Source organism: Nonomuraea sp. NPDC051941, assembly GCF_044593615.1.
In genome coordinates this window covers 1-24,538 of sequence record NZ_JBIUCF010000092.1, presented here as the reverse complement: position 1 = coordinate 24,538, position 24,538 = coordinate 1, and the positions used below count along the sequence as shown (strand labels likewise).

The 24,538-nt window shown below is 69.4% G+C and carries 17 protein-coding genes; 5 read left to right on the top strand and 12 right to left on the bottom strand.

Going from position 1 to position 24,538, the window contains the following annotated elements:
• Window positions 1–59 precede the first annotated feature (59 nt).
• From ACIHFD_RS65280 to ACIHFD_RS65255, 6 genes are all read right to left on the bottom strand, one after another.
• Entirely contained in the window at window positions 60–2,189 is a 2,130-nt protein-coding gene (locus ACIHFD_RS65280; RefSeq protein ID WP_397375514.1) for an alpha-galactosidase, read from the bottom strand.
• A gap of 29 nt (window positions 2,190–2,218) precedes the next feature.
• Window positions 2,219–4,204 (bottom strand): beta-galactosidase, encoded by a 1,986-nt coding sequence (locus ACIHFD_RS65275; RefSeq protein ID WP_397375513.1) that lies wholly within the window; start codon window positions 4,202–4,204, stop codon window positions 2,219–2,221.
• Between the two features lie 94 nt (window positions 4,205–4,298).
• Entirely contained in the window at window positions 4,299–5,336 is a 1,038-nt protein-coding gene (locus ACIHFD_RS65270) for a LacI family DNA-binding transcriptional regulator (protein WP_397375512.1), read from the bottom strand.
• Window positions 5,337–5,340: 4 nt separating this feature from the next.
• The gene (locus ACIHFD_RS65265; protein WP_397375511.1) at window positions 5,341–6,300 is read right to left on the bottom strand and encodes a carbohydrate ABC transporter permease; all 960 of its coding nucleotides are present in this window, start codon (window positions 6,298–6,300) and stop codon (window positions 5,341–5,343) included.
• Window positions 6,297–7,214, bottom strand: a complete 918-nt coding sequence (locus tag ACIHFD_RS65260; protein ID WP_397375510.1) for an ABC transporter permease — start codon at window positions 7,212–7,214, stop codon at window positions 6,297–6,299. The genes ACIHFD_RS65265 and ACIHFD_RS65260 overlap by 4 nt, the downstream gene beginning before the upstream one ends.
• A complete protein-coding gene (locus ACIHFD_RS65255) occupies window positions 7,211–8,875 on the bottom strand; it encodes a hypothetical protein (RefSeq protein ID WP_397375508.1) in 1,665 nt (554 codons plus the stop codon). The genes ACIHFD_RS65260 and ACIHFD_RS65255 overlap by 4 nt, the downstream gene beginning before the upstream one ends.
• Before the next feature lie 255 nt (window positions 8,876–9,130).
• Here ACIHFD_RS65255 and ACIHFD_RS65250 point away from each other — a divergent pair, with 255 nt between their 5' ends.
• On the top strand, window positions 9,131–11,884 hold the full coding sequence (locus ACIHFD_RS65250; RefSeq protein ID WP_397375507.1) for a glycoside hydrolase family 3 C-terminal domain-containing protein: 2,754 nt from the start codon (window positions 9,131–9,133) through the stop codon (window positions 11,882–11,884).
• Window positions 11,885–11,960: 76 nt separating this feature from the next.
• Here the strand turns inward: ACIHFD_RS65250 and ACIHFD_RS65245 are convergent, their stop codons facing one another.
• From ACIHFD_RS65245 to ACIHFD_RS65220, 6 genes are all read right to left on the bottom strand, one after another.
• Window positions 11,961–15,437, bottom strand: coding sequence for a ThuA domain-containing protein (locus ACIHFD_RS65245; protein WP_397375506.1), 3,477 nt, complete (start codon window positions 15,435–15,437; stop codon window positions 11,961–11,963).
• Between the two features lie 322 nt (window positions 15,438–15,759).
• Window positions 15,760–16,593 (bottom strand): sugar phosphate isomerase/epimerase family protein, encoded by an 834-nt coding sequence (locus ACIHFD_RS65240; protein ID WP_397375505.1) that lies wholly within the window; start codon window positions 16,591–16,593, stop codon window positions 15,760–15,762.
• 26 nt (window positions 16,594–16,619) lie between these two features.
• Window positions 16,620–17,816 carry a substrate-binding domain-containing protein gene (locus tag ACIHFD_RS65235; RefSeq protein WP_397375504.1) on the bottom strand — a complete coding sequence of 399 codons (1,197 nt, stop codon included), beginning with the start codon at window positions 17,814–17,816 and terminating at the stop codon, window positions 16,620–16,622.
• The gene (locus ACIHFD_RS65230; protein WP_397375503.1) at window positions 17,803–18,753 is read right to left on the bottom strand and encodes an ABC transporter permease; all 951 of its coding nucleotides are present in this window, start codon (window positions 18,751–18,753) and stop codon (window positions 17,803–17,805) included. Before ACIHFD_RS65230 ends, ACIHFD_RS65235 begins: the two co-directional genes overlap by 14 nt.
• Complete coding sequence (locus ACIHFD_RS65225) at window positions 18,750–19,751, bottom strand: ABC transporter permease (RefSeq protein WP_397375502.1); 1,002 nt, start codon at window positions 19,749–19,751, stop codon at window positions 18,750–18,752. Before ACIHFD_RS65225 ends, ACIHFD_RS65230 begins: the two co-directional genes overlap by 4 nt.
• Complete coding sequence (locus ACIHFD_RS65220) at window positions 19,748–21,181, bottom strand: sugar ABC transporter ATP-binding protein (RefSeq protein WP_397375520.1); 1,434 nt, start codon at window positions 21,179–21,181, stop codon at window positions 19,748–19,750. The genes ACIHFD_RS65225 and ACIHFD_RS65220 overlap by 4 nt, the downstream gene beginning before the upstream one ends.
• A gap of 361 nt (window positions 21,182–21,542) precedes the next feature.
• On the opposite strand from ACIHFD_RS65220, the gene ACIHFD_RS65215 reads away from it, so the two are divergent.
• From ACIHFD_RS65215 to ACIHFD_RS65200, 4 genes are all read left to right on the top strand, one after another.
• Window positions 21,543–22,676, top strand: coding sequence for an inositol-3-phosphate synthase (locus ACIHFD_RS65215; RefSeq protein WP_397375501.1), 1,134 nt, complete (start codon window positions 21,543–21,545; stop codon window positions 22,674–22,676).
• A complete protein-coding gene (locus tag ACIHFD_RS65210; protein WP_397375500.1) occupies window positions 22,673–23,518 on the top strand; it encodes an SCO3242 family prenyltransferase in 846 nt (281 codons plus the stop codon). Before ACIHFD_RS65215 ends, ACIHFD_RS65210 begins: the two co-directional genes overlap by 4 nt.
• Window positions 23,488–24,381, top strand: a complete 894-nt coding sequence (locus ACIHFD_RS65205; RefSeq protein WP_397375499.1) for a sugar phosphate isomerase/epimerase family protein — start codon at window positions 23,488–23,490, stop codon at window positions 24,379–24,381. Before ACIHFD_RS65210 ends, ACIHFD_RS65205 begins: the two co-directional genes overlap by 31 nt.
• A partial coding sequence (locus ACIHFD_RS65200) for a hypothetical protein (protein ID WP_397375498.1) occupies window positions 24,326–24,538 on the top strand: 213 nt, incomplete at its 3' end. The genes ACIHFD_RS65205 and ACIHFD_RS65200, both read left to right, overlap by 56 nt.

Genomic DNA, 24,538 nt, shown 5'->3' with positions numbered 1-24,538 from the left:
CCCCGTGGGGTCCTTTCATCGGTGGGACGCGCTCCCGACAGGTCTCGGTGCTCGTCGGTTCAAGGAGCGTCCGCCTCGGGGCGGGCGAGGCGGAGCAGCACCGCTGACGGAGCGGTGGGCAAGGTCAGGGTGAGCTCGGCTGCGCGGGGATCCCACGCTGTCGTCACCTTGCTGATCGAGGGATAGAGCAGCTCCGCGCGAGCCGCCGCGTCGATCGGGTACGGCAGGCGGATGGTCGTGGTGTCCACGGCGCCGGGGCGTCGCCAGACGGTGAGATAGGTGGCCGCGGGAGTGTGCAGGGCCAGCGCGATCCACGGGTCGTCCCAGGCCGGGAGGCCGAGCGGCCAGGCGGGTACGGCCTGCGGCAGGTCGGCTCGGATGGCCTTGTACACGGCGACGGCCTCGTGGACGAGGGCGCGGGCGTCAGGGTCGAGTTCCGGAACGCGGCCGGACAGATGGATCCGGCCGAGGAGCGCGTTGGCCATGGTGAAGGCCACCTCGTCCAGGGAATCCTCTGGCTGCGGATAGGCCCAGACGGCGCCCTGCTCGGGAGGGACGGCGGTCGGCGCGGAGGCCGCGATGGGTGCGTAGAGCTGGAGGTTCTGCTGATCGCTGGTGGACTGCAGCTGGAGCCGGGACAGCAGGGCGTAGTCCGAGCGCATGCCTCCGGAGGCGCAGTTCTCCACCACCAGGTGCGGGTGCCGGTCCAGGATGCCGTCGAGCCAGTCGAGATGGGCACGATTGTGACCGAGCAGTCCGGCGGCAGGGGCCTCGCCGGGACGGCTGCTCGTGCCGGAACCCGGGTCGATGTTGTGGTCCAGCTTGAGGTAGCCGATGCCCAGCTCGCCGACCAGGCGGTCCACGACCTGGTCGAGGTGGGCACGGGCGGCGGGATGGCGCAGGTCCAGGTGGTGCCGGAGATTATCGGTGACGCGGATGCCGTCGCGGCGGAAGAACGCCTCGTCGGGCAGGGACTGCGCGAGAGGACTGCTGACGCCGATCACTTCTGGCTCGAGCCACAGGCCGGGGATCATGCCGCGTTCCCGGATACGGTCCAGGACCTCGTGGATGCCTCGTTCTCCCGGGAACCGGGAGGCGGACGGCTCCCAGGCGCCGACGCCGACCCACCAGCCGCCGTCGTTGTCGTCGTACCAGCCCGCATCGATGACGAAGTACTCCACCCCGGTCTGCGCGGCTTCGTCGATCAGGGGGAGTAATTTGGCCGTCGTGGGGTCCCCCATCAGGCAGTTCATGTAGTCGTTGAAGATGACGGGCAGCCGCCGGTGGTCCGGGTGCGGCCGGCGGACCGCTCGGCGGTAGCCGGTCAGCGCGGCGAACGCTCCGTCGGGTCCGTCGTCGCCGCCTACGGCGAGCGCGACGGGCACGGTGCGGAAGACGTCACCAGGAGCCAGCGGGTGGCGCCAGCCGTGGTGGGTGTCGCTGGGGCCGGACAGTGCCACGTACGCCGTGTCCTCACGCACTCCGCACTCCCAGCGCCAGCCGCCTCCGTTGTGCTCGATCTGCCACAGCCACGTGCGCCCGGTCTGGCGGTCGGCCAGGCCGCCCATCGGGAGGCTGCCGCAGCTCGACCACACGCCCTGCCCGGCCTGGGTGAAGGCCCCCTTGCCGCTGCCGTGGCGGACACGGCCGCTGAGACGGGGAGAGGTGAGACGCAGGGGCCTGCGCTGCCACCGGTATTCGGCGAGCCAGTCGTTGTCCGCCCACAGCAGGTCCGCGCTCTCCAGGGCACCGGTGAGTCCGCCCACCGCGAGGGAGGTGACCGACTCCAGGAGCAGCGTGCTCTTTCCCTCGTTACGGAGGACCACCTCGCTGCGGAGCACGGGCAGACCATCCGGCGACCGGTAGACCACGTCCGCGGCGAGACCGGTTTCCGGGTCGTGGAGTTCGACGGTGAGCACGTGCCAGCCGTCCTCGCGGAGGGCGTGGTGCCGCCGATGACGCATCCGCGCGCCGATGGTGGTGTCGATGAGCCGGTGGCTCGACCAGTGGCGGCCGTGCCCTGTCGCGGTCACCTCGATCAGGGGCAGCGCCGCCCGGTGGCGCTCGGCTTCAGCCGTCTCGCCGGGCGGGCCGAGGTGGGTCAGGCGGATGTCGCCGTCCGGGCCGATGCCGATCTCGAGTCGTAGGGCGCCATGCCCCCAGGTGATTCCCTGGCGTTCGTTCGTCACGGGCTCTTCCTCGTGTCCGGGGTTCAGGTTCAGTACCTGAGCAGTACGGCGCAGCCGCCCGGTGGCAGCTCGTCCGCGGGCCTGCCCGTCAGCAGGTCGAGGGCGGGCTCGGGCAGGCGAACGGCGTCGGCGCGGTGGTTGAGGACGAACTGCCACCGGCGGCCGTCCGGAGCTTGCCGGGTGACCGTTTCGACCCCGGGACGCAGGCCGGGCGACTCGGGGCCGACGCCGGCCTCGTCGAGAAGCCGGGCGATCAGGGCGGCGTAGCCGGGATCATCGAGGTGGGTGGAGAGGTAGCAGCCCCGGCCGGCGCCGAAACGATGCCGGGTGAGCGCGGGTTTTCCCGCGAGCATGCCGTGGGTGTAGGTGACGGAAGCCTCGGCGCCCTCAGTGCGCAGAGACTCGCTCCAGACGGTGCCGTGTGTGCCGTCCGACAGGACGATCCGCTCGTCCCGCCGGAGGGGCCGAGGTTCCTCGACGCGTATGCCCAGCGCTTCGCGCAACGGCATGGCGGGGTACCCGCCCAGGCGGGCATGGAGCCGGTCGTCGACGAACCCGTTGAAGTACTGGACGAGCAGCGTCCCGCCGTCCGCGACGTAGCGGAGCAGGTTCGCGGCACCGGCGTCGGAGAGCAGGAACAGCGCCGGAGCGACGACGAGCCGGTAACGGCTGAGGTCATGGCCGGGGTGGGCGAAATCGACCGTGACTCCGGCGTCCCACAGCGCCCGATGGGCACGGCGCAGCGTCCCGTGGTAGTCGAGGTCCGCCGACGGCAGGCCGTCGACCTCCAGCGCCCACCAGGCATCGGAGTCATGCAGCACGGCCACCTGCGCGGTGACCGTTGACCCCGCGAGCTCGCCGAGACGTGCGACGGCTTCGCCCACCGCCTGGACCTCGCGGAAGATCCTGCTGTCCGCTCCCGCGTGCGGAAGCATCGCCGAGTGCCACTGCTCGGCCCCGGCACGCGACTGCCGCCACTGGAAGAACAGGGCGCCCTCCGAGCCGCGGGCGATGTGGCCGAGCGTGTGACGCAGGATCTCGCTTGGCTCCTTGCCCAGAATCCGGTCGCGGTCGTAGACGGTGCTGGTGCCCTGCTCCATCAGCAGCCAGGGGCGTCCGCCCGCGAACGAGCGGGCGCGGTCGGCGCCGAAGGCGGTGTCCGCGGCGGCGTCCAGACCCGGCGCGCTCGGATAGTGGTCGATGCTGACCAGGTCGACCTCCCGGCCCAGCGCCCACAGGTCCAGGTTCTGGTAGCCGGGGAGCATCATGTTGGTCGTCACCGGCCGGTCGCTGTGCGCGCGGATCGCGTCGCGCTGCTCCCGGTACGCGGCGAGGACGGTGTCGGACCAGAAGCGCCGGAAGTCCAGCGCCTGGCCGGGGTTCCGGTGCCACTGGGTGGACCTCGGAGGCAGCACCTGGTCCCAGGCGGCGTAGCGCTGGCTCCAGAACGCTGTGCCCCACGCCTCGTTGAGTGCCTCCAGTGAACCGTGGCGGGCGTGCAACCAGTCACGGAATGCGGCGGCGGTGTGGTCGCACCAGCAGAGCGTGGCGTACTCGTTGTGCACGTGCCACATCGCGACCGCCGGGTGGCCGCCGTAACGCTCCGCGAGGGCCGTGGCGATGCGCACCGTGGCATCGCGGTAGGCGGGGGCGGCCAGGCAGTAGGTGTCGCGGCTCCCGTGGGTGAGCCGGGCGCCGTCCGGTGCGACCGGCATGGCGTCCGGGTGAGCCAGGGTGAACCACGGCGGCGGAGAGGCGGTGGGGGTGGCCAGATCCACGGCGACGCCGTTGGCGTGGAGCCGGTCGAGATGGGCGTCGAGCCAGGAGAAGTCGTAGCGGCCCTCCTCCGGCTCCAGCAGAGCCCAGGAGAAGACGCCGACGGTCGCCAGGTTGACCCTGGCGCGGCGCATCAGCTCGTCGTCCTCCTTCCAGACCGGTTCGTCCCATTGTTCGGGGTTGTAGTCGCCCCCGAAGGCGAGCCCGCCGAGGCGGTCGATCAGGTGACGGGTGGTCATGCCTGCTCCTCCTGGATCGGGAGCCGGCCGCCGTCGCGAGTACGGGGACATGGAGTGCTCCTGCTTCCTCTGGTCTGAGGCGACTGGGGTGGGGTCACCGGGGAAGGCTGTGCTGCGGGGCCGGTCCCGTGCTCTCGCGGATGGTCAGGGTGGGGGCGAGCAGCACCAGTTCGTCGGTGGGCTGCTCGCCGCGCGTGGACGCGGTGATCCGTGACATGACCTGCTCGACGGCGATCCGGCCGAGCTCCTTCGCGGGGCCGGTTACCGCTGTGAGGGCGGGCGCGTACCGTTCGGGCAGATGTTCGGGGCACAGGGCGATCACCGACGCGTCCTCGGGAACCGTCCGCCCGCTGGTGCGCAGGAGGTCGAGCAGCGGCCCGATGGCTCCCTCGTTCTGCACCACGAAGCCGGTGGTGTCGGGCCTGTCCGACAGGATCCGTCCGAGCGCACCGGCCGTGCTCTCATAGGTGCCCTCGCATGGACGGTGCAGGAAGCGCAGACCGCGTTCCTCCGCACGCGCGCGGAACCCCGCCAGGGTGCGCTCGGCGTATCCTGCGTGCCGCCGGTAGATGCCGGAGCCGTAGCCGATGAAGGCGATGTCGCGGTGGCCCTGGTCGGCCAGATGATCCGCGCACAGCGCGCCGGCGGCGGAGAAGTCGTGGTCGACGCAGGACAGCCCTCGGGGATCGTCGGGCAGGCCGATGAGCGCCGCCTGGGTACGCAGGTCCCCCAGCGTCGGGATGCGTTTGTCGTCCAGCTCGACGTCCATGAGGATGACGCCGTCGGCCAGGCCGCCGGCGGCGAGGCGGCGGATACCGTCGGGGCCCTCGTCATTGGTGATCAGCAGGACGTCGTAACTGTGCTTGCGGGCGGCCACGGTGACCGAGGTGGCGATCTCCATCATGATCGGCACGTACACGTCACTGCGGAGCGGCACTGCCAGGGCGAGGATGTGCGAGCGCTTGCCCGCCAGTGCCCGGGCGCCTGCGTGCGGGTGGTACCCGAGCTCGATCACGCACCGCTCGACGCGCCGCCGGGTCTCGGCGGAGACGCGGCGCTTGCCGCTGAGCGTGTAGCTGACGGTGCTCGGGGAGACGCCCGCCGCTTTGGCCACATCGGCGATGGTCACCATCGGTTCAGCCCTTGATGGCGCCGGTCAGGACGCCGGTGCGGAAGTGCTTCTGAACGAACGGGTAGACGATCACGAGCGGCACCAGGGTGAGGACCACCACGGCCATCTGCAGCGACAGGGGGGCGGTCTGCGCGTGTGCCATGCCGAAGCCGGCGTTGACCATGCCGGGCATGCCGACTCCGCGGTTGACGTAGGTCAGCAGGACGTACTGCAGCGGCCACTTCTCGCTCTCTGTCGGCATGTAGAGCATGACGTTGAAGAAGGAGTTCCAGTAGCCGACGGCGTAGAAGAGCGCGATCACCGCGGTCACCGCCCGTGAGGTGGGCAGGACGACGGACAGGAGGATCCGCCAGTCCGACGCGCCGTCCATCCGCGCCGCGTCGATCAGCTCGCCCGCAGTGCTGGAGTAGAAGGAGCGGAGCACCAGGATGTTGAAGACCGAGACCGCGCTCGGGAGGATCAGCGCCCACCACTGGCCGTAGCCGCCGAGCCCGGTCACCACCAGGAAGGTCGGGATGAGGCCGCCGCCCACGAACATCGTGACGAGCAGCAGCACCAGGATGAAGCGGTGCGCGAACGAACGCGGCCGCGACAGGCCGTACGCGCACAGGACCGACACCACCATGGACAGGGCCGTGCCGACGACGGTGATGCCGAGGCTCACCAGCAGCGCGGTACGTACGGTCGAGTCGGTCAGCATCTCCTCATATGCCTGGAAGGTCAGGCCATCCGGCCAGATCACCAGGCCGCCGGCCCGGCCGATGGCGCCGCGGGTGGACAGGCTGGTCACCACGATGATCCACAGGGGGACCAGCACGACCAGCAGCACACCGCCGAGGGTGATGCCCTTGGCCGACTGACCGGCTACAGTCGGCGGTTCCTGCCAGCTCGGGCGTGTCGCCCGCCGCGCTCGCGGTGCCCGCGCCGCGCGCCTGGCGCCTCCGATGGTGAATACCTTGGTCATTTCCGGTACAACCCGTCCTCGCCGAAGGAGTGCGCCAACCTGTTGGCGCCCCAGATGAGCAGGAGCGAGATCACGCTCTTGAAGAGCCCGGCCGCCGCGCCGAAGCTGTAGTTGGCCGTGGCGACGCCGTAATAAAAGGCGTAGGTGTCGAGCACCTCCGCGCTCTCGTGGCCGACCGCGTCCCGCTGGATGAGGAACTGCTCGAACCCGACGGAGAGCGCTCCGCCGAGCCGGAGCACCAGCATCAGCACGATGACTCCCCGCAGGCCCGGCAGGGTGATGTGCCATATCCGCCGGAAGGGCCCGGCGCCGTCCGCGGCCGCCGCCTCATAGAGGCCGGGGTTGATGGCGGCCAGCGCGGCCAGGAAGACGATGATCCCCCAGCCGGCCTCCTTCCACACCCCCTGGAAGGTGACCAGGAGCGCGAAAGTGTCAGGGTTGGTCATCACGTCCCAGGTCTGGAGGTCATGCGAGCGCAGGAACTGGTTGAGCGCGCCCGCGCCGCCCAGCATCTGCTGGAAGATCGTGATGACCAGCACCCACGAGAAGAAGTGCGGCAGGTAGACGACCGACTGGACGAAGTTGCGCACCCGCTCGCTGAGCACCGAGTTGAGGAGGATCGCCAGCGCGATCGGGACGGGGAAGAACAGGACGAGCTGGACGAAACTCAGGTAGAGCGTGTTCTTCAGCGCGCCCCAGAACAGCGGGTCGGTGAAGAGCTGGCGGAATTGGTCGAGTCCTGCCCAGTCACTGCTCCAGATCCCCACCAGCGGGTCGTAGTACTGGAAGGCGGTGATGACCCCGACCATCGGGGCGTAGTTGAAGATCAGGAGCAGGACGACCGCGGGCGCCACCATGATCAACAGTGACCGGTCGCGGCGCAGCCTGCCCCACCAGGTCAGGCCCTCGTTCACTGGCCCGTGCCGTACTTGTTCAGCACGTTCTCGGTCATCCACCCCTTGAGCCGGTCCAGGCTGCTCTTCTTCCAGGTGTCGATGACCGCCTGGACCTCGGAGACCTTCTTCTTGCCGTGGTAGCAGTCCTTGATGGCGTCGTCGAGGGACTGCGGCGCGTTGGCCATGGTCAGTTGCTGGGGCATGTTGATGTTCATGTTCCAGAACACCGGCTTGTAGAGAGCGTTAACATTTGTGGCCTGCCAGGCGGCGTAGTCCTTTGTGATCTGGTCTACGCCGGGGTTGCTGATCACGGCGGGCGGCGAGGCCAGGAACGGGAAGGTCTGCGGCTGAACGAACTTCTTGCCGTCCTCGTTCGCGGTCGGCACCCCGTCCTTCATCGTGTAGTGGACGCCCTCCACCCCGAAGTTGACCATCGTGTACTCGGCGGACCCGAACGGGGCGGCCAGATAGTTGGCGACCGCGAGCAATTCCTCGATCTGCTCGGGCTTCAGGCCGGCGTTGAGATAGCTGAAGATGCTCGTGGAGGCGCCCAGGAAGGTCTGCGGCTTGCCCGCGCCGTCGTGGGTGAAGTAGTTGAACGCGGCGCGCCGGTAGTTCTTGTCGGCGGCGGTGCCCGACTCGTGGTCGGTGAGGTTCCAGCCGCCGGTGCCGCCGCCCTGGATCAGCACCTTGCCCGAGTAGAAGCGGGTGGTGCCGTTGGCATTCTGGCCTGCGATCGTGTCCGGGTGGAGGTAGCCGGCCTTCGCCAGGCGGTAGTGCCAGTCGAGCGCCTCGAGGAACTGCGGCAGCTCGTACTTGTGGACCAGCTTGCCACCCTCGACCTTCCAGTTGTACGGGATGTCCCAGGCGGGGAAGATGTAGGTGAAGACGTCGTCGAAGGCCCACACGCCGCGCTTGGCGTCGGTCAGCTCCTTGCCCAGGTTCATCATGTCATCAGCGGACTTCACCTGGTCAGCGGTGATTCCCCGCGCCTCCAGGACGTCCCGCCGGTAGTAGATGCACCCGTTGACGACGAAGTTGCTGGAGAAGGAGGGGATGCCGTACAGCTTGTCGCCCCACGCGCCGGCCTGCCAGGCGCCGGTGGGGATGGCGGCGAGGTTGGGATACTTCTTGATCTTGTCGCCGGCCAGGTAGGGGGTCAGGTCGGCGAGCTGGGTCCCGACCAGCCCGCCGATGTTGAAGTTGGTGTTCCACCAGGTCGGCAGCTGGATCCAGTCGGGTAGGCGCTTGGCGGCCGTCATCGGCGGGACGATGGTGTTGTAGTTGTTGCCGTCCGCCGGCTTCATGGTGAGGGTGACGCCCAGGGCCTTGTTCATGGCCTCGTAGAAGGAGTTCCCCGGCTTCGGCGCCGTCCCCCAGAGCGGAGTGACGGCGGTGTAGCTACCGCCCTTGCCCGGCACTGCCGAGACGGTCCTGACCGCAGTGGACGGGGACGGGTAGGCCAGAAAGGCGGGGTCGGTCGCCGCTCCGGGCGGCCCTGGCACGGACGGGATGTCGGCCTTGACGGAGGCGCTCGGCACGTACGACGGAAGCGCCGCCTGGAGCCCGGTCTTGGTGTTCGTGCCGATCTTCCGCTGGGGCGCGTTGCTGCAGGCGGCGAGGAGGGGAACCATCGCCGCGGCGCCGATGAAGGCTCTGCGGTTCAACTCGGGGGTCATGGGGGGGTTACCCTTCGAAGTCGTCGAAGCGCTTCTATGTTGCCGCGAGACTAATGACATGTTTCCGACAGCACAAGGGAAGTTGTTAAACGAAAGTTTCTCTCCTGTGAAGCATTGACACTCCAGCAGGCTCGTGACAGCGTCGATGCGCTTCGCTGACCGCCCTCCCATCGAGCCTGCTTAGAGGTCTGACACGTGAGTTCCCCGTCTCCGTCCGCAGCCGACGCGTTTCCCTTCAGGGACCACGCTCTGCCGATGCGCAAGCGCGTCGACGACCTACTCGCCCGGTTAACATTCGACGAAAGAATCGCGATGCTGCACCAGTACGCGCCTGCCGTACCGCGTCTGGACATCGCCTCGTTCCGCACCGGGTCCGAAGCCCTGCACGGCGTGGCGTGGCTGGGGGTGGCGACGGTATTTCCGCAGGCAGTGGGCCTGGGTGCGACGTGGGACGAGGAGTTGGTGCGGCTGGTCGCCGAGGCCGTCTCGGTCGAGCTGCGCGCCTTCCACCGCCACCGCCCGCCCGTGATCGGCTCCGGCGCCAACAGCCTGCAGGCGTGGGCTCCCGTGGTGAACCCGTTGCGCGACCCGCGCTGGGGGCGCAACGAGGAGGGCTACTCCGAGGATCCGCTGCACACCGCACGGCTCGGCGTGGCCTATTGCCAGGGCCTGGCCGGCGATCATCCGACCTTCCTTCGTGCGGCCCCGGTGCTCAAACACTTCCTCGCGTACAACAACGAGGACGACCGATGCGTCACCTCCTCCGGCGTTCGTCCCCGGGTGCTGCACGAATACGATCTGGCGGCGTTCCGGCCCGTGGTCGCCTCGGGCCTGGCCACCGGCGCGATGGCCGCGTACAACCTGGTCAACGGCCGTCCCTGCCACGTCAGCCCGCTCATCGAGACGGAGCTGCGGCGCTGGGCCGAGCCGACCGGACACGAGCTGTTCGTGGTCAGCGACGCGGAGGCTCCGTCCAACCTGGTCGACCTGGAGCATTACTTCGACGATCACGCCGAATCCCATGCCGCCGCGCTCAAGGCCGGGATCGACAGTTTCACCGACCACGGCGAGGACAGCGGGACTCCGGTCGGCAGGCTGCGCGAGGCGCTGGATCGAGGGCTGATCGACGAGGACGACATCGACCGCGCGGTGCGACGGCAACTTTCGCTGCGCTTCCGGCTCGGGGAGTTCGATCCGGACCTCGACCCGTACGCCGCCATCGGCCCCGAAGTGATCGACTGCGCCGAACACCGGGCTCTCGCCCTGCGCGCCGCGACCGAGTCGGTGGTGCTGCTCAAGAACGACGGCCTGCTGCCCCTGGAGCGCAACCCGCGAGTCGCCGTCATCGGACCGCTCGCGGACACGTTGTTCGAGGACTGGTACAGCGGCACCATGCCGTACCAGATCAGCGTCGCCGCCGGGCTGGAGGCGGCGCTCGGCGAGGTCGTCCGCGTGGAAGGCGCCGACCGGATCGCCCTGCGCTCACGCTCCACCGGTGAACTGCTGGGCAAGTCCTCCTTCGACGTCGTCGACTGGGGCGGCGGGGCGTCCACGCTGCGTGACGCCGCCAATGGCCGCTACCTCAGCCTCCAGGCAGACGGCTCGCTCGCCGCAGATCGGGAGGTGCTCAAGACCTGGCACATCAACGAAACTTTCTACCTTGAAGCGGTCGCCGATGGCGTGGTGCTGCGCAACGTTCGCACCGGCCGGTACGCCGTCGTCGACCCCGCTGACGGGCGGGTCAGCGTCACCGCCGAAACTCCCGCCGACGCCGAGTGCTGGGACCGGGAACTGCTCCATGACGGTACGGCAGCGGCCCGGTCCGCGGCCGAGGACGCAGACGTCGCCGTCGTGGTGCTCGGCAACCACCCGCTGATCAACGGCCGCGAGACGGAGGATCGCCGGGACCTCGCGCTGCCCGAGGGGCAGGAAGCGCTGCTGCGCGCGGTCGCCGAGGTGCGCCCCGAAACCGTGCTCGTCACCATGAGCAGCTACCCCTACGCCCTGGCCTGGGCCGATGAGCACCTGCCCGCCGTGGTGTGGACGTCCCACGGCGGGCAGGAAACCGGCCGGGCGCTGGCCGCCGTCCTGCTGGGCGAGGCCGAACCTGGCGGGCGGTTGCCGCAGACCTGGTATCGCGGCGACGACGAGCTTCCACACTCCCTGGACTACGACATCATCAAGGCGGGCTGGACCTACCAGTACCACCGGGCCGCTCCGCTGTACCCCTTCGGCCACGGGCTCTCCTACACGGAGTTTGTCTACGGCGACCTGCGGCTGTCCTCGGGAACTTTGACCCAGGACGGTACGGTTGAGGTCTCGCTCACGCTGACCAACACCGGAACCCGGCAGGGATCCGAGGTGGTGCAGCTCTACGTCCGGGCGTTGAACGCCCGCTACGAGGCCCCTTCGCTCCGGCTCGCCGACTTCCGCAAGGTCGCGCTGTCTCCGGGCGACAGGCTGGATCTCACGTTCCGGCTGTCAGCCGAGCACCTCGCCCACTGGGACGTGGCCGGCGGGGCCTTCACCGTTGACCCCGGCGCCTATGAGGTGCTGGTGGGCCGCTCCGCCGGTGACATCACCCTGACGGCGCCGATCACAGTGAGCGGTCCCGCCCCCGGGCCGCGCATCGTCGTCGACAGGCGCACGTCGGCCGTCGACTTCGACGACCACGCGGCCATCACCCTGGTCGACGCCACCCGTACCACCGGCGACGCGGTCGCTCCCGCGAAGCGCGAGCAGCCCGCCACCCTGCTGTTCCGCTCCGTCGAACTGTCCGGCGCGGTCCGGGTCGAAGCCGAGGTCGCCGGTGTGTGTCCAGGGAAGCTGGAGTTCCTGGCAGGTGATCGGCTGCTGGCGGAGATGTCGGTGCCGGCCACCGGGAGCCGCTACGCATGGATGACCGTAGCCGGCGACCTGACGACGTCGCCGGACGGCGTCCATGACCTGCAGGTGAACGTGCACGGCGACGTTCGGCTCGCGGCGTTCCGCTTCGGCTCGACCGCCTGAAATGAGCGGCCGTCCAGACCGCTGGAGCCGCCGCAGGAGGGCGGGCCGGCTCCAGGGTCCGGACGTCACATGGCGTTCAGACGCGGGTCCACTTCTGGTTGTTCTGGCCGTTGCACGCCCAGATCTGCACCTTGGTGCCGTTGGCGGTGCCGGCGCCGCTGACGTCCACGCACTTGTTCGCTCCGACGGCGGTGATGCTGCCATCGGCGTTGAACCGCCATTTCTGGTTGTCCCGCCCGTTGCAGTCCCAGATGATCAAGGCGGTGCCGTCCGCCGTCCCGCCCCCGTTCACGTCCAGGCACTTGTTGCCGTACGCCCGCAGCTCACCCGCGGCGGTCGACGTCCACTGCTGGCCGGGCTGCCCGTTGCAGTCCCAGATCTGCACCTGGGTGCCGTTCGTCTGCGAGGCGCCGTTGAGGCACCGGTTCGATCCCACACCCCGCAGTGCGCTGGTGCTGCCAGGGGGCGAGCCGTCGCCCTGCCCGACGCCCTTGCCGTTGAAGGTGAACGAGTCCGCGTCGAACGAGTTCGCGGACGGCGCCTTGAACACGACGTAGACATTGTGGGTGCCACCGGGATCGGTGACCTGCACCGCGGGCAGGGACACGTAGGTGTTCCATCCCCCGGTGGCCGGGACGGGGCTGGAGGCGATGAGGGCCCCCGTCGGCGAGTCGGCGTGCAACTCGATGGACGCCCCGGTGTTGGACGGTGCCGAGACGCGGAAGGACACCGTGTCAATCCCGGACAGGTTGATCGGGCTGAAGGAGATCCAGTCGTTGTTGGAGATGTCGCCGATGCGCCTGCCGCCTTCGGCTCCGGGCTCGTCGACGATCCGGATTCCGGACGAGCCGGTGAAGTGCTCGGCCTGCTTGTGCTTGGGCTGCAGGGTGATGCCGGCGCTGCCCTTCAGGCCGCCCTTGTCGGTGTAGTCGGCGGACAGGGCGTAGTAGACGTTGGCGGCCTCGTCATGGCCGGACGCGGTGGTCGTGACCGTGCCGGAGCAACCGGTGTACTGGCCGGTGTCGTGGGCGTGCTGGTCATGGCCGAGCGCGGTGATCACGTTGACCTTGGTGCAGTCGACGGCGCCGTCCTCGGGGTCGGTGACGTTCACCGTGTAGGCCACCTGGTCGCCGAAGTCGATGAACCCGCCGTCGGGCGGAGCCGAGAAGACGACCTTGGGACGGGTGTTGCCGACGGCGATGGGCAATGTGACGCTGCCCGTCTTCCCGCCGGAGTCCCTTACGGTCAGCTTGGCCGTGTACGTGCCGTTGGCGTTGTAGGTGTGGGACGGGTTGGCGCTGGTGGAGGTCCCGCCGTCACCGAAGTCCCACGCGTAGGTGATCGCGTCGCCGTCGGGGTCGGACGAGCCGGCCGAGGAGAACGCCACCGTCAGCGGCGCCGCGCCCGAGTCGGGGTTGGCGCTCGCCTTGGCCAGGGGCGCCCGGTTTCCGGCAACGTAGTCGACCCGGTAGACGCTGTCATCGGTGTTCGAGTGGCCGAAGCCGTTGCCCCAGTCGGCCATGTACAGGGCGCCGTCCGGGCCGAACTTCATGTCGATCGGCGCATGCGGGGCGAGCTGTGCCACGAAGGGGTTGATCTTCAGGAGGTTGCCCGAGGAGTCCAGGCGGAACTCCTTGACGAAGTTGCGGCTCCATTCGTAGAGGAACGGCGTGCCGTCGAAATACTCGGGGAACTTGCGGTCGGAGCCGCCGGCGGCGTCGTAGCGGTAGAAGGGGCCGCCCATCGGGGCGGCACCGCCGCAGCAGTCGATCTCGGGGAACTCGGCCGAGGCGTGGTAGTTGTACCAGACGGTCGCGGGCTTGGCCGCGGGCAGATTGGTCAGGCCGGTGTTGTTGGGCGAGTCGTTGACCGGTGCCGAGCAGTTGAACTTCGCGCCGGAGGTGTTGGTGGCGAAGTTGTAGTCGTTGAACGGGATGTTGTTGCCGACGCAGTACGGCCAGCCGTAGAAGCCCGGCTGCTTGATCAGGTTCCACTCGACGGTGCCCTCGGGACCGCGGCTGGGGTTCGCGGCGCCGGCGTCGGGGCCGTAGTCACCCGCCGAGATCCAGCCCGTGACCTTGTCGACCGAGAAGCGGAACGCGTTGCGGAAGCCCATCGCGTAGATCTCCGGCCGCGTCTTGGCGGTGCCGGGCGCGAAGAGGTTGCCGGACGGAACCGTGTACGTGCCGTCGGCCTCGGGGTGGATGCGCAGGATCTTGCCGCGCAGGTCGTTGGTGTTGGCCGCGGACCGCTGGGCGTCGTAATGCTCCCGGCCCGGCCGCTCGTCGATCGGGGCGTAGCCGCTGGACCCGTTGGGATTGGTGTCGTCACCCGGGCCGATGTACAGGTTCCCGCCCGGCCCGAACGCGAGGTAGCCGCCGGTGTGGCCGGGCTCGTCGACGTTGCGGTACGCCGGAACCTCGATGATCTTCTTCTCGCTCGCCAGGTCGAGGCTGGTGCCGTTGAAGGTGAACCTCGACACCCGGTTCACCTCACCGCCGTTGGACGGCGAGTAGTTGACGTAGATCCAGCCGTTGGTGGCGAAGTTCGGATCCAGCGCCAGCCCGACGCCACCGTCCTCGCCGCCGTCGTACACCGACAGGGTGGCGATGACGCGCGTGCCCCCGCCGTTGGCGGGGATCAGATTCACCTTGCCCGAGCGTGAAATGTAGAAGACCCTGCCGTCGCCGGCCACGTCGAGTTCCATCGGCTGGTCCGGTGCGCCGTCGAGGGTCACCTTCTGGAACCGGGCCGCGACGGTGCCGCCGCAGTCGCCCGGCGCCGCGCCCGCCGCCCACTTCACCCCGCCCAGCAGGTGCTGCTTGAACGGCGACTCCGAATAGGAGGACGCCTGGTGGCCCATCGCGGTGGCCCACACCCGGCCGCCCTCCGGGTTGTGACACCAGGAGATCGGGTGGTCGGCACCCATCTTGTTCGGCCCCGCGTCATAGGTGGTCTCGTCCGCGCTCACCAGCACGTGCACCGAGCCCCGCAGGTTCTTGTCGAAGTTGTACCACTCCTCCGAGCGCACCCACCGATCCGGCAGCCCCTTCGTGGAGGGGTGTACCTTGTCGGCCACCTTGGCGGTGCCCTGCAGGATCGCCGAATGCGCGGTCATGTGCGCGCCGGCCAGGGCAACCTGGTCCCACCAGGGAAACTGCGCCTCGATGTTCATGTCGGTGGCGTTGTGGATCGCGACGACGCCGTGGCCGCTTCGTACGTATGCCTGGAAGGCCTGACGCTGGGCGTCGTTGTCCCACACCATACCGCTGGTCTGGAACATGATCACCGCGTCGTAGGTGTTCAGGGTCGCGGTCGTGAAGACGGCGGAGTCCTCGCTCTGGTCGAGCTGGAAGTTGTTGTCGGCCGCCATCTGCTGGAACATCGCGACACCGGCGGGGATGGAGTCGTGCCGGTAGGCGCCGCTCGCGGTCTTGGTGAACAGCAGCACCTTGAACTGCGGAGCGGCCGCGTGCGCCACCAGCGGCACCGCGGACAGCCACAGCCCTAATAAGGCTGCGACGAGGGCGGGAAGCAGGCGTGATGTTCGCATGAAGGATCTCCTGGGGGGTTACCGGCTACGGTCGGAGTTGAAGGGTGGGAAGCAGCAGTGGCCCACCCATCGATCCGGGCGGCGGGGCCTGACCATGCGGACAGATATCGAATCGATTCGGAACGAAAATAGGTCGGGCCAATCTTAAGCGTCAAGCATGCTTATCCAGCGAATCCAAGACCACCTTTTCGCTTCCGCCGGGCCGGGGTCCTGCTGCTTTTACTGGATATCTGCAGGTGTAGGCGGCGTCGTCGGTGCCCTCTGTCTCACCGATACTAGAAAAGGCCGTCAATAAGTCTGAAACTTTCAGGCACCACCTTGATCAGAGAGTGCGCAGGTAGGCGAGGCCGTCCACGGCGAGCGCGTCCTGGCTTCGCGCGAGGGACCGCCAGATGGAGGCCGCGGTGGCGATGGTCTGGTTGTGCGCGGTGAAGGACTCGATGACGAGCGGCCCTTGATAGCCGACGTCGCGCAGGGCCCGGGTGAAGCCGGGCCAGTCGAAGCGGTCGGCCCCCGGCGTGCCGCGATCGGTGCCGCACACCTGCACGTGCGCGATCCGGTCCGCCGCGACCCGCACCGCCTGGGCGGGGTCTTTCTCCTCGATGTTCATGTGGTAGGTGTCGAGTGCCAGGTGGCAGTCCTCGGGCAGCGCGTCGAGGGCCTGCTCGACGGTGTTGACGAGGCTGGTCTCGTACCGGTTGAGCGGCTCGACCGCGAGCTTCACCCCGCGCTCGGCCGCGTGGTCCAGGACGGGCCGCAGCTGCTCACGCAACTCGGCATAGACCGCCCGGCGCTCGTCCGGTGACAGCCGCCACGTACGGCCGACCGATGCGTACGCCGGTCCCCCGATCACCGGGGAGCCGACGGTCACCGCCACGTCGACGCAGTGCCGCAGATAGTCCTGGGTGTCGCGAATCGTCTGTGGGGAGGCTGCCACGAGCTCGCGCCCCGGCGGCATGACCAGCACCACGGACGCGGCCAGCCCGTGCTCGGCCAGCACCGCGGCGGCCTTGTCCGGGTTCCAGTCGCCGGGCTGCTCGACGGGCAGTTCGATGACGTCGAAGCCCCACCCGGCGATGCGGGGCGCGAGGCGCGCCAGGTCGTCGTCGGTCAGCGGGGAGACCCAGACCCAGGTGTTCACGCCGATGGAGTACATGCGCCCCTCTTCGCGGTCGGTGTCGATCAGTTCTTCTTCCCGCCCCAGTTCTCGGGGAACCCGGGCAGGGTCTCGCAGCCGCAGAGCGCGTAGTGCAGCGGCGGCATGTTGGGCTTGAGGTAGGCCGACAGGTTCTCGCCTGTGACCTTCGGTTGCGGGAGGTTCCACATCTTGGGCACTTCCTCGCCCTTGAGGATCTTCAGCGCGGCGATGATCGGGGTGCGCCACTGGTAGGTCGGGTACGTGGGCGCGACGGCGGTGAGCTTGGCGTCCTTCCACTTCTGCAGGAAGTCCTGCTGGTCCTCGCCGTTGATCGGCGGCACCGGCACGCCCGCGTCCTCGAACGCCTCGATCGCCGCCACCGCCGTGGCGCCCGCGTCCATCCAGACGCCGTCGATCTTGCCGTACCGCTGGATGTAGTCGCTGACGATGCTCTTGGTCTTGGCGGCGTCGCCGTCGGTGAACTCCACCCCCGCCACCTGGAGCCGGCTCTTGTCGAAGACCACCTTCGCCGCCGACCAGCGGGTCTCCAGCACGTCCACGCCGGGCAGGATGCGCAGCGCCAGCACCTTCCCGCCCGCCGGCACCTTCTCGACCAGGAACTCCGCGGCGTCGGCGCCGAAGGCGTAGCCGCCGATGGGCTTGATGAACGTCACCGGGCAGTCCGTCTGCACGCCCCGATCGAACACGATGACGGGCACCTTCCCGCAGGCGGCCGTCACGGCGGGGGTGAGCGTGGCCGTGGTGTTCGGCGAGACGATCAGCGCGTCGCAGCCCTTGGCCTGCAGCTCGGCGATGTCGGAGATCTGCTTGTCGTCCTTGCCCTCGGCGTCGAGGGCCGTGAACTTCTCGATCTCCTTGTGCAGGCCGGCCTCTGCCTGCATCGTCTTCCAGCCGACCTGGCGCCAGGGGTTGTTGACCGCGGCGTTGGAGAAGCACAGGTGGTACGGCCCGTCCTTCTTGTACGTCGCCGTGTCGACCATCTTCGGGGCGATGGCCTGCTCCCAGGGCTTGTCCATGGGACCCTGCGGCGTCTGGGAGCGCATCGCCAGCTGGGCGTCGAAGTCCGCCTGCACGAAGAACTTCGACTGCGCGCCCGTGCCCGAACCCTGAGCGCTCGTGGCGGGCGCCGCGGACTGGGTGGTGGACGTCGGCTTGTCGGTGGTGCAGCCGGCGAGGACGAGCGCGGCGAACACCGCGACTGCGGCCTTATGACGCGGCATGTGCGTCTCCTCTTCGGGGGGTGAACTTCCGGGGAAGCCGGATGGCTCCCGCCGCGACCGCGGCGATGATGATGACGCCCTGCACGGTGAACTCCAGTGCCCCCGAGATTCCGTACAGGTTGAGCAGGGTGAACAGCGCCTCCAGCGTGAAGGCGCCGGCCATGGCGGCGAGTACGGAGCCGCGCCCGCCGCCGAGCGCCACGCCGCCGAGGACGACCGCGGTGATGGCGGAGAACTCGAGTCCCTGGCCGACCTGCGCCGAGACCCCGGCGAAACCGCCGAGCAGGATCGCCCCGACGGCGGCGGCCAGACCGGAGAGCATGAAGGCGAAGATCTTGGCCCGGTCGACCCGGACCCCGGACAGTGCGGCAGCACGCTCGTTGTCGCCGGTGGCGATGAGGGTCTTGCCGAAATCGGCACGCATGAGCCAGATCGCCGCCGCGCCCACGGCCAGCAGGATCAGCACCGACCACGGCAGCGGCCCGAGGCCGCCACGGCCGAACATCCGGAAGCCCTCCGACAGCGCGCCACGCGGCGCGCCGCCGGTCCAGAGGAAGACCGCCCCGCTGAGGACGAGCAGCATGCCGAGCGTCACGATGAACGACGGCACCCGCAGCTTGGTGGTGACCACGCCATTGACCAGTCCGACGAACAGGCCGACGACGATCAGGAGGCCCAGGACCGGCCAGGTGGCGGACTCGTCGCCGTCGATGAGCCGCGCGGCGATCACCACTTCGGCCGTCACCAGCGAGCCGACCGACAGGTCGAACTCGCCGGAGACGATGACGAAATACTGTCCCGCGGCGAGGATCACCAGCGGCGCGGCCCGTTTGAGGAACGCCAGGAGCCCGGCGGGCTCCAGGAAGTAGGGGTTGGCGACCGCGATCGCGGCCAGCAGCACCACGAGGACCGCGAGGATGGGAAGTGCCCGTTTCATGCCGACCGCCTTGTTCCGCGCCGGGCGTAGGCGGCCACCGCGATGACGATGACCACGCCGCGGACCACGTCCTTGACGAAGGAGTTGATTTCGAGCTGGTTGAAGATGCTGTCCAGGACGGCCAGCAGCAGGACCCCGCCCACGGTTCCGGCGACCCCGCCCTTGCCGCCGGCCAGCGCGGTCCCGCCGAGCACGACCGCGGCGATGGACTCCAGGTCGTAGCCCCCGTCGGTGCCCACGGTGGGCGCCCCCGCCCCGAGCCTGGCGGCCAGCAGCAGGCCCGCGATGCCGGCGCAGACGGAGCAGAGCACGTGGGTGATCACGATGACCCTGCCCGTACGGATCCCGGACAGGCGGGCGACCTCCTCGTTCCCGCCGACCGCGTGGATCCGGTAGCCCAGCCGGGTCCTGCTCAGCAGGAACCACGCCACGACGGCCACGCCCGCCCAGAGCAGGGCGGAGACGGGGATCGGCCCGATGCGGGAGTAGCCGAGGATCTGGAACGACTCGGGCACCTTGCCCGCCGGACCGTCGTACAGGTGGTCGACGACGCCCTTGATGATCAGAGCGACGCCGAGCGTGGCGATGAAGGCGTGCACCTGGAGCCTGGTGATGATCAGCCCGTTGACCAGCCCCACCAGCGCGCTGACGGCCAGCACCGCGGCGACCGCCGGCAGGATGTTCCCGTCCCGGCCCGCCATGATCTCTGCCGCGACCAGCGAGGTCAGGCTGATCAGGTACGCCACGGACAAATCGAGCGAGCCGGCCAGGATCGCCAGCGTCTGACCGACCGCCACGATGCCGAGGGCCGCCGAGCGCTGCTGGATCCCGACGACGCTTTCCATGGTCAGGAACTGACCGCCGTCGAGCGCGACGAGGACCCAGCCGACCGCGACCAGGCCGAGCAGCGCCAGAAACACCACCTGCGTGGGCTCACGTAACCGGGCCGCCAGGCCGCCTTGCGCCTCGCCGCGGCGGGCGGGCACGAGCAGGTTCATTCAGGCCCCTCTCCCGCAGCCAGGTGCATGACGGCCTCCTCCGAGGGGCCGGCCGGCAGCGTGCCCGCGATGCGGCCGTCGCGCAGGACGACGATGCGATCGCTCATGCCGATGAGCTCGGGCAGCTCGGACGAGATCATCATGATGGCCATGCCGTCATTCGCGAGTTCGCGCATCAGGTCGTGGATGGCGGCCTTGGCGCCGACGTCGACGCCCCGGGTCGGTTCGTCGAACAGCAGCACGCGCGGCGCCATGGTCATCCATTTGGCGAGCACGACCTTTTGCTGGTTGCCTCCGGACAGGTAGCGGACCTCCTGTTCCTGGCGCGGAGGCGAGAGGCGTACCCGTTCGAGCAGGTCGCGGAGGCCGTTGCGGCCCTTGGCGCCCACCGCGCGGGCGACGAGCAGGGCGTTGTCGCGCACGGACTGGCGCAGCGCGAGCCCTTCGGCCTTGCGGTCCTCGGTCACCAGCCCGATGCCCATGGCCACGCCTTCCCGGACCGAACGGGGGCGCGACGGGGTCATCTCGCCCGTGGTGAACGGCTCCGCGCCGAAGATCGCTTTGGCGAGTTCCGATCTGCCGGATCCCTGCAGGCCCGCGATGCCGACGATCTCCCCGGCACGCAGGTCCAGATCGATGTCGCGGAGCTTGTGGTTGCCCGCTCCGCGCAGGCTGAGCCGTACCTCGCCGGCGCCGGTCGAGCGGGGCGGGAAGTAGGTGCCGAGGTCGCGGCCCACCATCAGGCGGATCAGCTCGTCGGGGGTCACCTCGCCGATCGGGAGTGTGGTGACGCGCGAGCCGTCCTTGAGCACGGTGACCCGGTCGGCGAGGTCGAACACCTCGCGTAATCGGTGGGAGATGTACACGACGGCGACGCCGCGTTCCCTCAGCCGCCCGATCAGCCGGTAGAGCAACTCGACCTCGTGCTCGGCGAGCGCCGCGCTGGGCTCGTCCATGACGACGAGCCGGGCGTTCACCGATAACGCCTTGACGATCTCGACGACCTGCTGCTGGGCCACCGACAGGCGCTTGACGGCGTCGCGGGGGCCGAAGGAGTGCTCGCCGAGCTCGTCGAGGAGCCGCGCGGTCGCCTGCTCCATGGCGGCCCGATCGACCAGGCCGCGCCTGACGGGCTCGCGCCCGAGGAAGACGTTCTCGGCGACGGTGCGCTCGGGCAACAGGTTGAACTCCTGGTAGATGATCGCGATACCGGAGCGCTGCGCCTCGAGCGGATGGCCGAAGGAGAGGGGATGACCGTCGATCTCGATCGTGCCCTCGTCCGGCGGGTGAACGCCGCAAATGATCTTCATCAGGGTGGACTTTCCGGCGCCGTTCTCGCCGACTACGGCGTGGACCTCGCCGGCCGTCACGTCCAGGTCCACTCCGGACAGCACCCGCACGCCCAGGAAGCTCTTGCCGATGCCACGCATGCTCAGCACCCCGCCCACCTCCCCGTCTCCCCCGCCATGAGGGTGAGCCTGGGGCCATCGGCAAATTTCGGGCTCATTTCCCTCATGCTGCCGGATGTTAAGCGGGCTTATATCGATGGTCAAGCAAAAGCTCGCACCCGTACGACATAACCGGGAGGCCGTGGCGAGCGAGCTCGACTACCGCGCACGCATCGCCGGTGCGGCAGCGGACCAGGCGGTGATGGCCGTAAGCGGCGGACGATAAGGACGCCGATTAGCCTGCTTATGGTTGACCATCGACAAAAATAGCTCTTACCATCGCGGAGACTTACCTACCGGATGCCTTCCGCATGCGGGGTAGTCCCGACACGATGGAGCTTTCATGGACAAGCTCGGTGTGTGGCTTATCGGGGCACGAGGATCCGTGGCGACCACCGCCATCGTGGGCGCCGCGGCCATCAGGGCGGGAGCAGCGACCCCGCAAGGATGCGTGAGCGAGTCCCCCGGCTTTCCCGGGCACCTGGTTCCGCTGGCCGACCTGGTCTTCGGCGGCCATGACATCACCGAGACCTCCTTACGCAAGCGCGCCGAACAGCTGGGCAGAGCGAGGGTCATGTCACCGGACCTCCCGGGGCTACTCGCGTCCGATCTGGACGCCGCCGACGCCGAGATCCGGCCGGGCTATGTCTCCGGCGACGGCGGCCGGGCGGCGACCCGGCTGGTCGACGACATCACCGGCTTCCGGGCTCGGCACGGGCTGGCCCGGGTGGTCGTCGTCAACGTGTCGTCGACCGAGCCTCCGGTGGATTCGCGCCCGGAGTTCGAGAGGTTGGCCGATCTGGAGGAGCGGCTTGCGACGGGGGACGATGTCCTGCCGCCGAGTTCGCTGTACGCCTATGCGGCGTTCCAGGCCGGGTGCGGCTACGTGGAGTTCACCCCTTCCACCGGGCCGACCCTGCCGGCGCTGGCGGAACTCGCCGCCCGGCGGGGCGTGCCGTACGCGGGACGTGACGGCAAGACCGGCGAGACCCTGGTCAAGAGCGCCCTGGCGCCCATGTTCGCCGATCGGGCGTTACGCGTGCGCTCCTGGTCAGGGCTCAACCTGCTCGGCGGAGGGGATGGGGCGACGCTCGCCGATCCGGCCGCCAGGTCCAGCAAGCAGCTCTCCAAGGACCAGGTCGTCGCGAAGGTCCTGGGAGGACCCGTCGAGGGTGAGACGCACATCGACTACGTCCCGGATCTCGGAGAGTGGAAGACCGCCTGGGACTATGTGACCTTCGACGGATTCCTCGGCGTGCGGATGGCGCTGCAGTTCACCTGGCAGGGCTGCGATTCGGCGCTGGCTGCTCCGCTCGTCCTGGACCTGGCCCGGCTGGTCGCCCGTGCGCATGAGAAAGGGCGGTGTGGCGTCCTGCCCGAGCTCGGCTACTTCTTCAAGAGCCCGCTGGGAACGGACGAGCACGCGCTGGCCGTCCAGTACGCCCGGCTGCGCGCCTTCGCCGAGGAGCTGTCATGAGGGCGCTGCTCGAGCTGGTACGCGCACCGGCCGCACTGTCGGTGCCGGGGGACACCATGGCGGGGGCCGCCGCCGCGGGACGGCGTCCGGCACCCGGCCTGGCTCTGGCGTCGGTGCTCATGTACTGGTCGGGAATGGCGCTCAACGACTGGGCAGACCGTGAGGCGGACGCCGTCGAGCGTCCAGAACGCCCGATCCCGTCAGGCCGGGTCCGCCCGGGCGCCGCACTCGGGCTCGCGGCCGCCCTGACCGGCGCGGGCCTGGCCGTCGCCGCCGCCACCGGCGGCCGTCGCGCTCTCACCGTCGCCGGTCTGCTGGCCGGTGCGGTGTGGGCCTACGACCTGGGCCTCAAACGGACGGCGGCGGGACCGGCGTCGATGGCGGCCTGCCGCGTGCTCGACGTGCTCCTGGGCGCCGGCGAGCAGGTCGGGCCCGCCGTGCCGGCGGCACTGGCGATAGGCGCGCACACCTACGGGATCAGCGTCCTGGGCCGGGCCGAGGTCACCGGGGCAGCACGCGGGACCGCCGAGCGCGCGCTCGTGGCGAGCACCACGGCGGCCGGGCTCGCTGCCGCCTCCTGCGTGCGCAACCGAGCCGCCGCCCGGGCCGGAGCGGGCGTCCTCATCGCCGGCTATCTCGCCTTCACCCTCCCGGTCCAGGCCGGGTTACGGACCCGTCCCGACCCCGACAACGTGCGGCAGGCCGTCCGCCTCAGCATCCTCGGCCTGATACCGCTCCAGGCGGCGGCGGTCGCCGGTGGCGGGCGGTTCGCGACGGCAGGCGCGCTGCTGTGCTCGCTGCCCCTGGGAAGATGGCTCTCATCCCGGCTGGCGACATCGTGAAGTGGGCCTACTGCACCAACGGCTTCGCCGACCACCGGCTCCCCGAGGCACTCGCGGTCCTGGCCGATCTGGGGTATACGGGTGCGGCGATCACGCTCGACCACGGTCATCTCGACCCCCACTCCCCCGGCCTGGCCGCGGAGGTGTCGCGAATCGCCGGACTCCTTGAACGCCTCCGCCTCGATGCCGTGGTCGAGACGGGCGGGCGTTACACCCTCGATCCCCTGCGCAAACACCATCCGACCCTCATCAGCGACGACGCCGAGCGCAGAGTGGAGTTCCTGACCACCGCGATGCGGGTCGCCGCCGATCTGGGCGCTCCCGTGGTGCATCTGTGGAGCGGGGTCCGGCCCGACGGCATGCCGGAGGCGGAGGCGTACACGCGGCTGGCCCACCAGTGCGCACGGCTGCTCGACGAGGCCGACCAGGTGGGTGTCACATTGGGATTCGAACCCGAACCCGGGATGCTCGTCGCCGACCTGGACGGTTACGAGCGGCTGCGCCGGATGCTCGGCGACCATCCCCGGTTCGGCCTCACCCTCGACATCGGGCACTGCCACTGCGTGGAGCGGGACGATCTGCCGGCCTGCGTCCGGCGGGCGCTGCCGTACATCGTGCACGTGCAGATCGAGGACATGCGCCGCGCGGTCCATGAGCATCTGGAGTTCGGCGAGGGTGAGATCGACTTCGTGCCGGTGCTCGCCGCTCTGCGCGGCTACTCGGGTCTGGTGGCCGTGGAGCTGGCCCGGCACAGCCATGCGGCCCCGCAGGTCGCCCGCCGCTCGATCGACTTCTTGAGGAGGGCATATGAAGGAGCCGTCACGGGAGTGGCTGGCGCAGGCCGTCCGGCAGGTCGAGGCTGACCCTTACGCGATCCACCGGCTCTTCCCGCAGGCCGAACGGCGGGGCGGCCCAGGTGCGCGGCGCGCGCTGCTCGGCGCGCTGCACGGTCACCACGCGGTGATCCGCAACCTGTACGAGCGCGGCGACACCGGCGAGCGGCTGGCCATCCTGTCCGCG

Excerpts from the sequence above, each read along its gene's own strand:
- ACIHFD_RS65235 (WP_397375504.1), bottom strand. The coding sequence starts at position 17,816 with ATGCCGCGTCATAAGGCCGCAGTCGCGGTGTTCGCCGCGCTCGTCCTC.
- ACIHFD_RS65210 (WP_397375500.1), top strand. The coding sequence starts at position 22,673 with ATGAGGGCGCTGCTCGAGCTGGTACGCGCACCGGCCGCACTGTCGGTG.
- ACIHFD_RS65225 (WP_397375502.1), bottom strand. The coding sequence starts at position 19,751 with ATGAACCTGCTCGTGCCCGCCCGCCGCGGCGAGGCGCAAGGCGGCCTG.
- ACIHFD_RS65215 (WP_397375501.1), top strand. The coding sequence starts at position 21,543 with ATGGACAAGCTCGGTGTGTGGCTTATCGGGGCACGAGGATCCGTGGCG.
- ACIHFD_RS65205 (WP_397375499.1), top strand. The coding sequence starts at position 23,488 with ATGGCTCTCATCCCGGCTGGCGACATCGTGAAGTGGGCCTACTGCACC.
- ACIHFD_RS65220 (WP_397375520.1), bottom strand. The coding sequence starts at position 21,181 with ATGCGTGGCATCGGCAAGAGCTTCCTGGGCGTGCGGGTGCTGTCCGGA.
- ACIHFD_RS65245 (WP_397375506.1), bottom strand. The coding sequence starts at position 15,437 with ATGCGAACATCACGCCTGCTTCCCGCCCTCGTCGCAGCCTTATTAGGG.
- ACIHFD_RS65250 (WP_397375507.1), top strand. The coding sequence starts at position 9,131 with ATGCGCAAGCGCGTCGACGACCTACTCGCCCGGTTAACATTCGACGAA.
- ACIHFD_RS65230 (WP_397375503.1), bottom strand. The coding sequence starts at position 18,753 with ATGAAACGGGCACTTCCCATCCTCGCGGTCCTCGTGGTGCTGCTGGCC.
- ACIHFD_RS65275 (WP_397375513.1), bottom strand. The coding sequence starts at position 4,204 with ATGACCACCCGTCACCTGATCGACCGCCTCGGCGGGCTCGCCTTCGGG.
- ACIHFD_RS65255 (WP_397375508.1), bottom strand. The coding sequence starts at position 8,875 with ATGACCCCCGAGTTGAACCGCAGAGCCTTCATCGGCGCCGCGGCGATG.
- ACIHFD_RS65240 (WP_397375505.1), bottom strand. The coding sequence starts at position 16,593 with ATGTACTCCATCGGCGTGAACACCTGGGTCTGGGTCTCCCCGCTGACC.
- ACIHFD_RS65265 (WP_397375511.1), bottom strand. The coding sequence starts at position 6,300 with ATGACCAAGGTATTCACCATCGGAGGCGCCAGGCGCGCGGCGCGGGCA.
- ACIHFD_RS65270 (WP_397375512.1), bottom strand. The coding sequence starts at position 5,336 with ATGGTGACCATCGCCGATGTGGCCAAAGCGGCGGGCGTCTCCCCGAGC.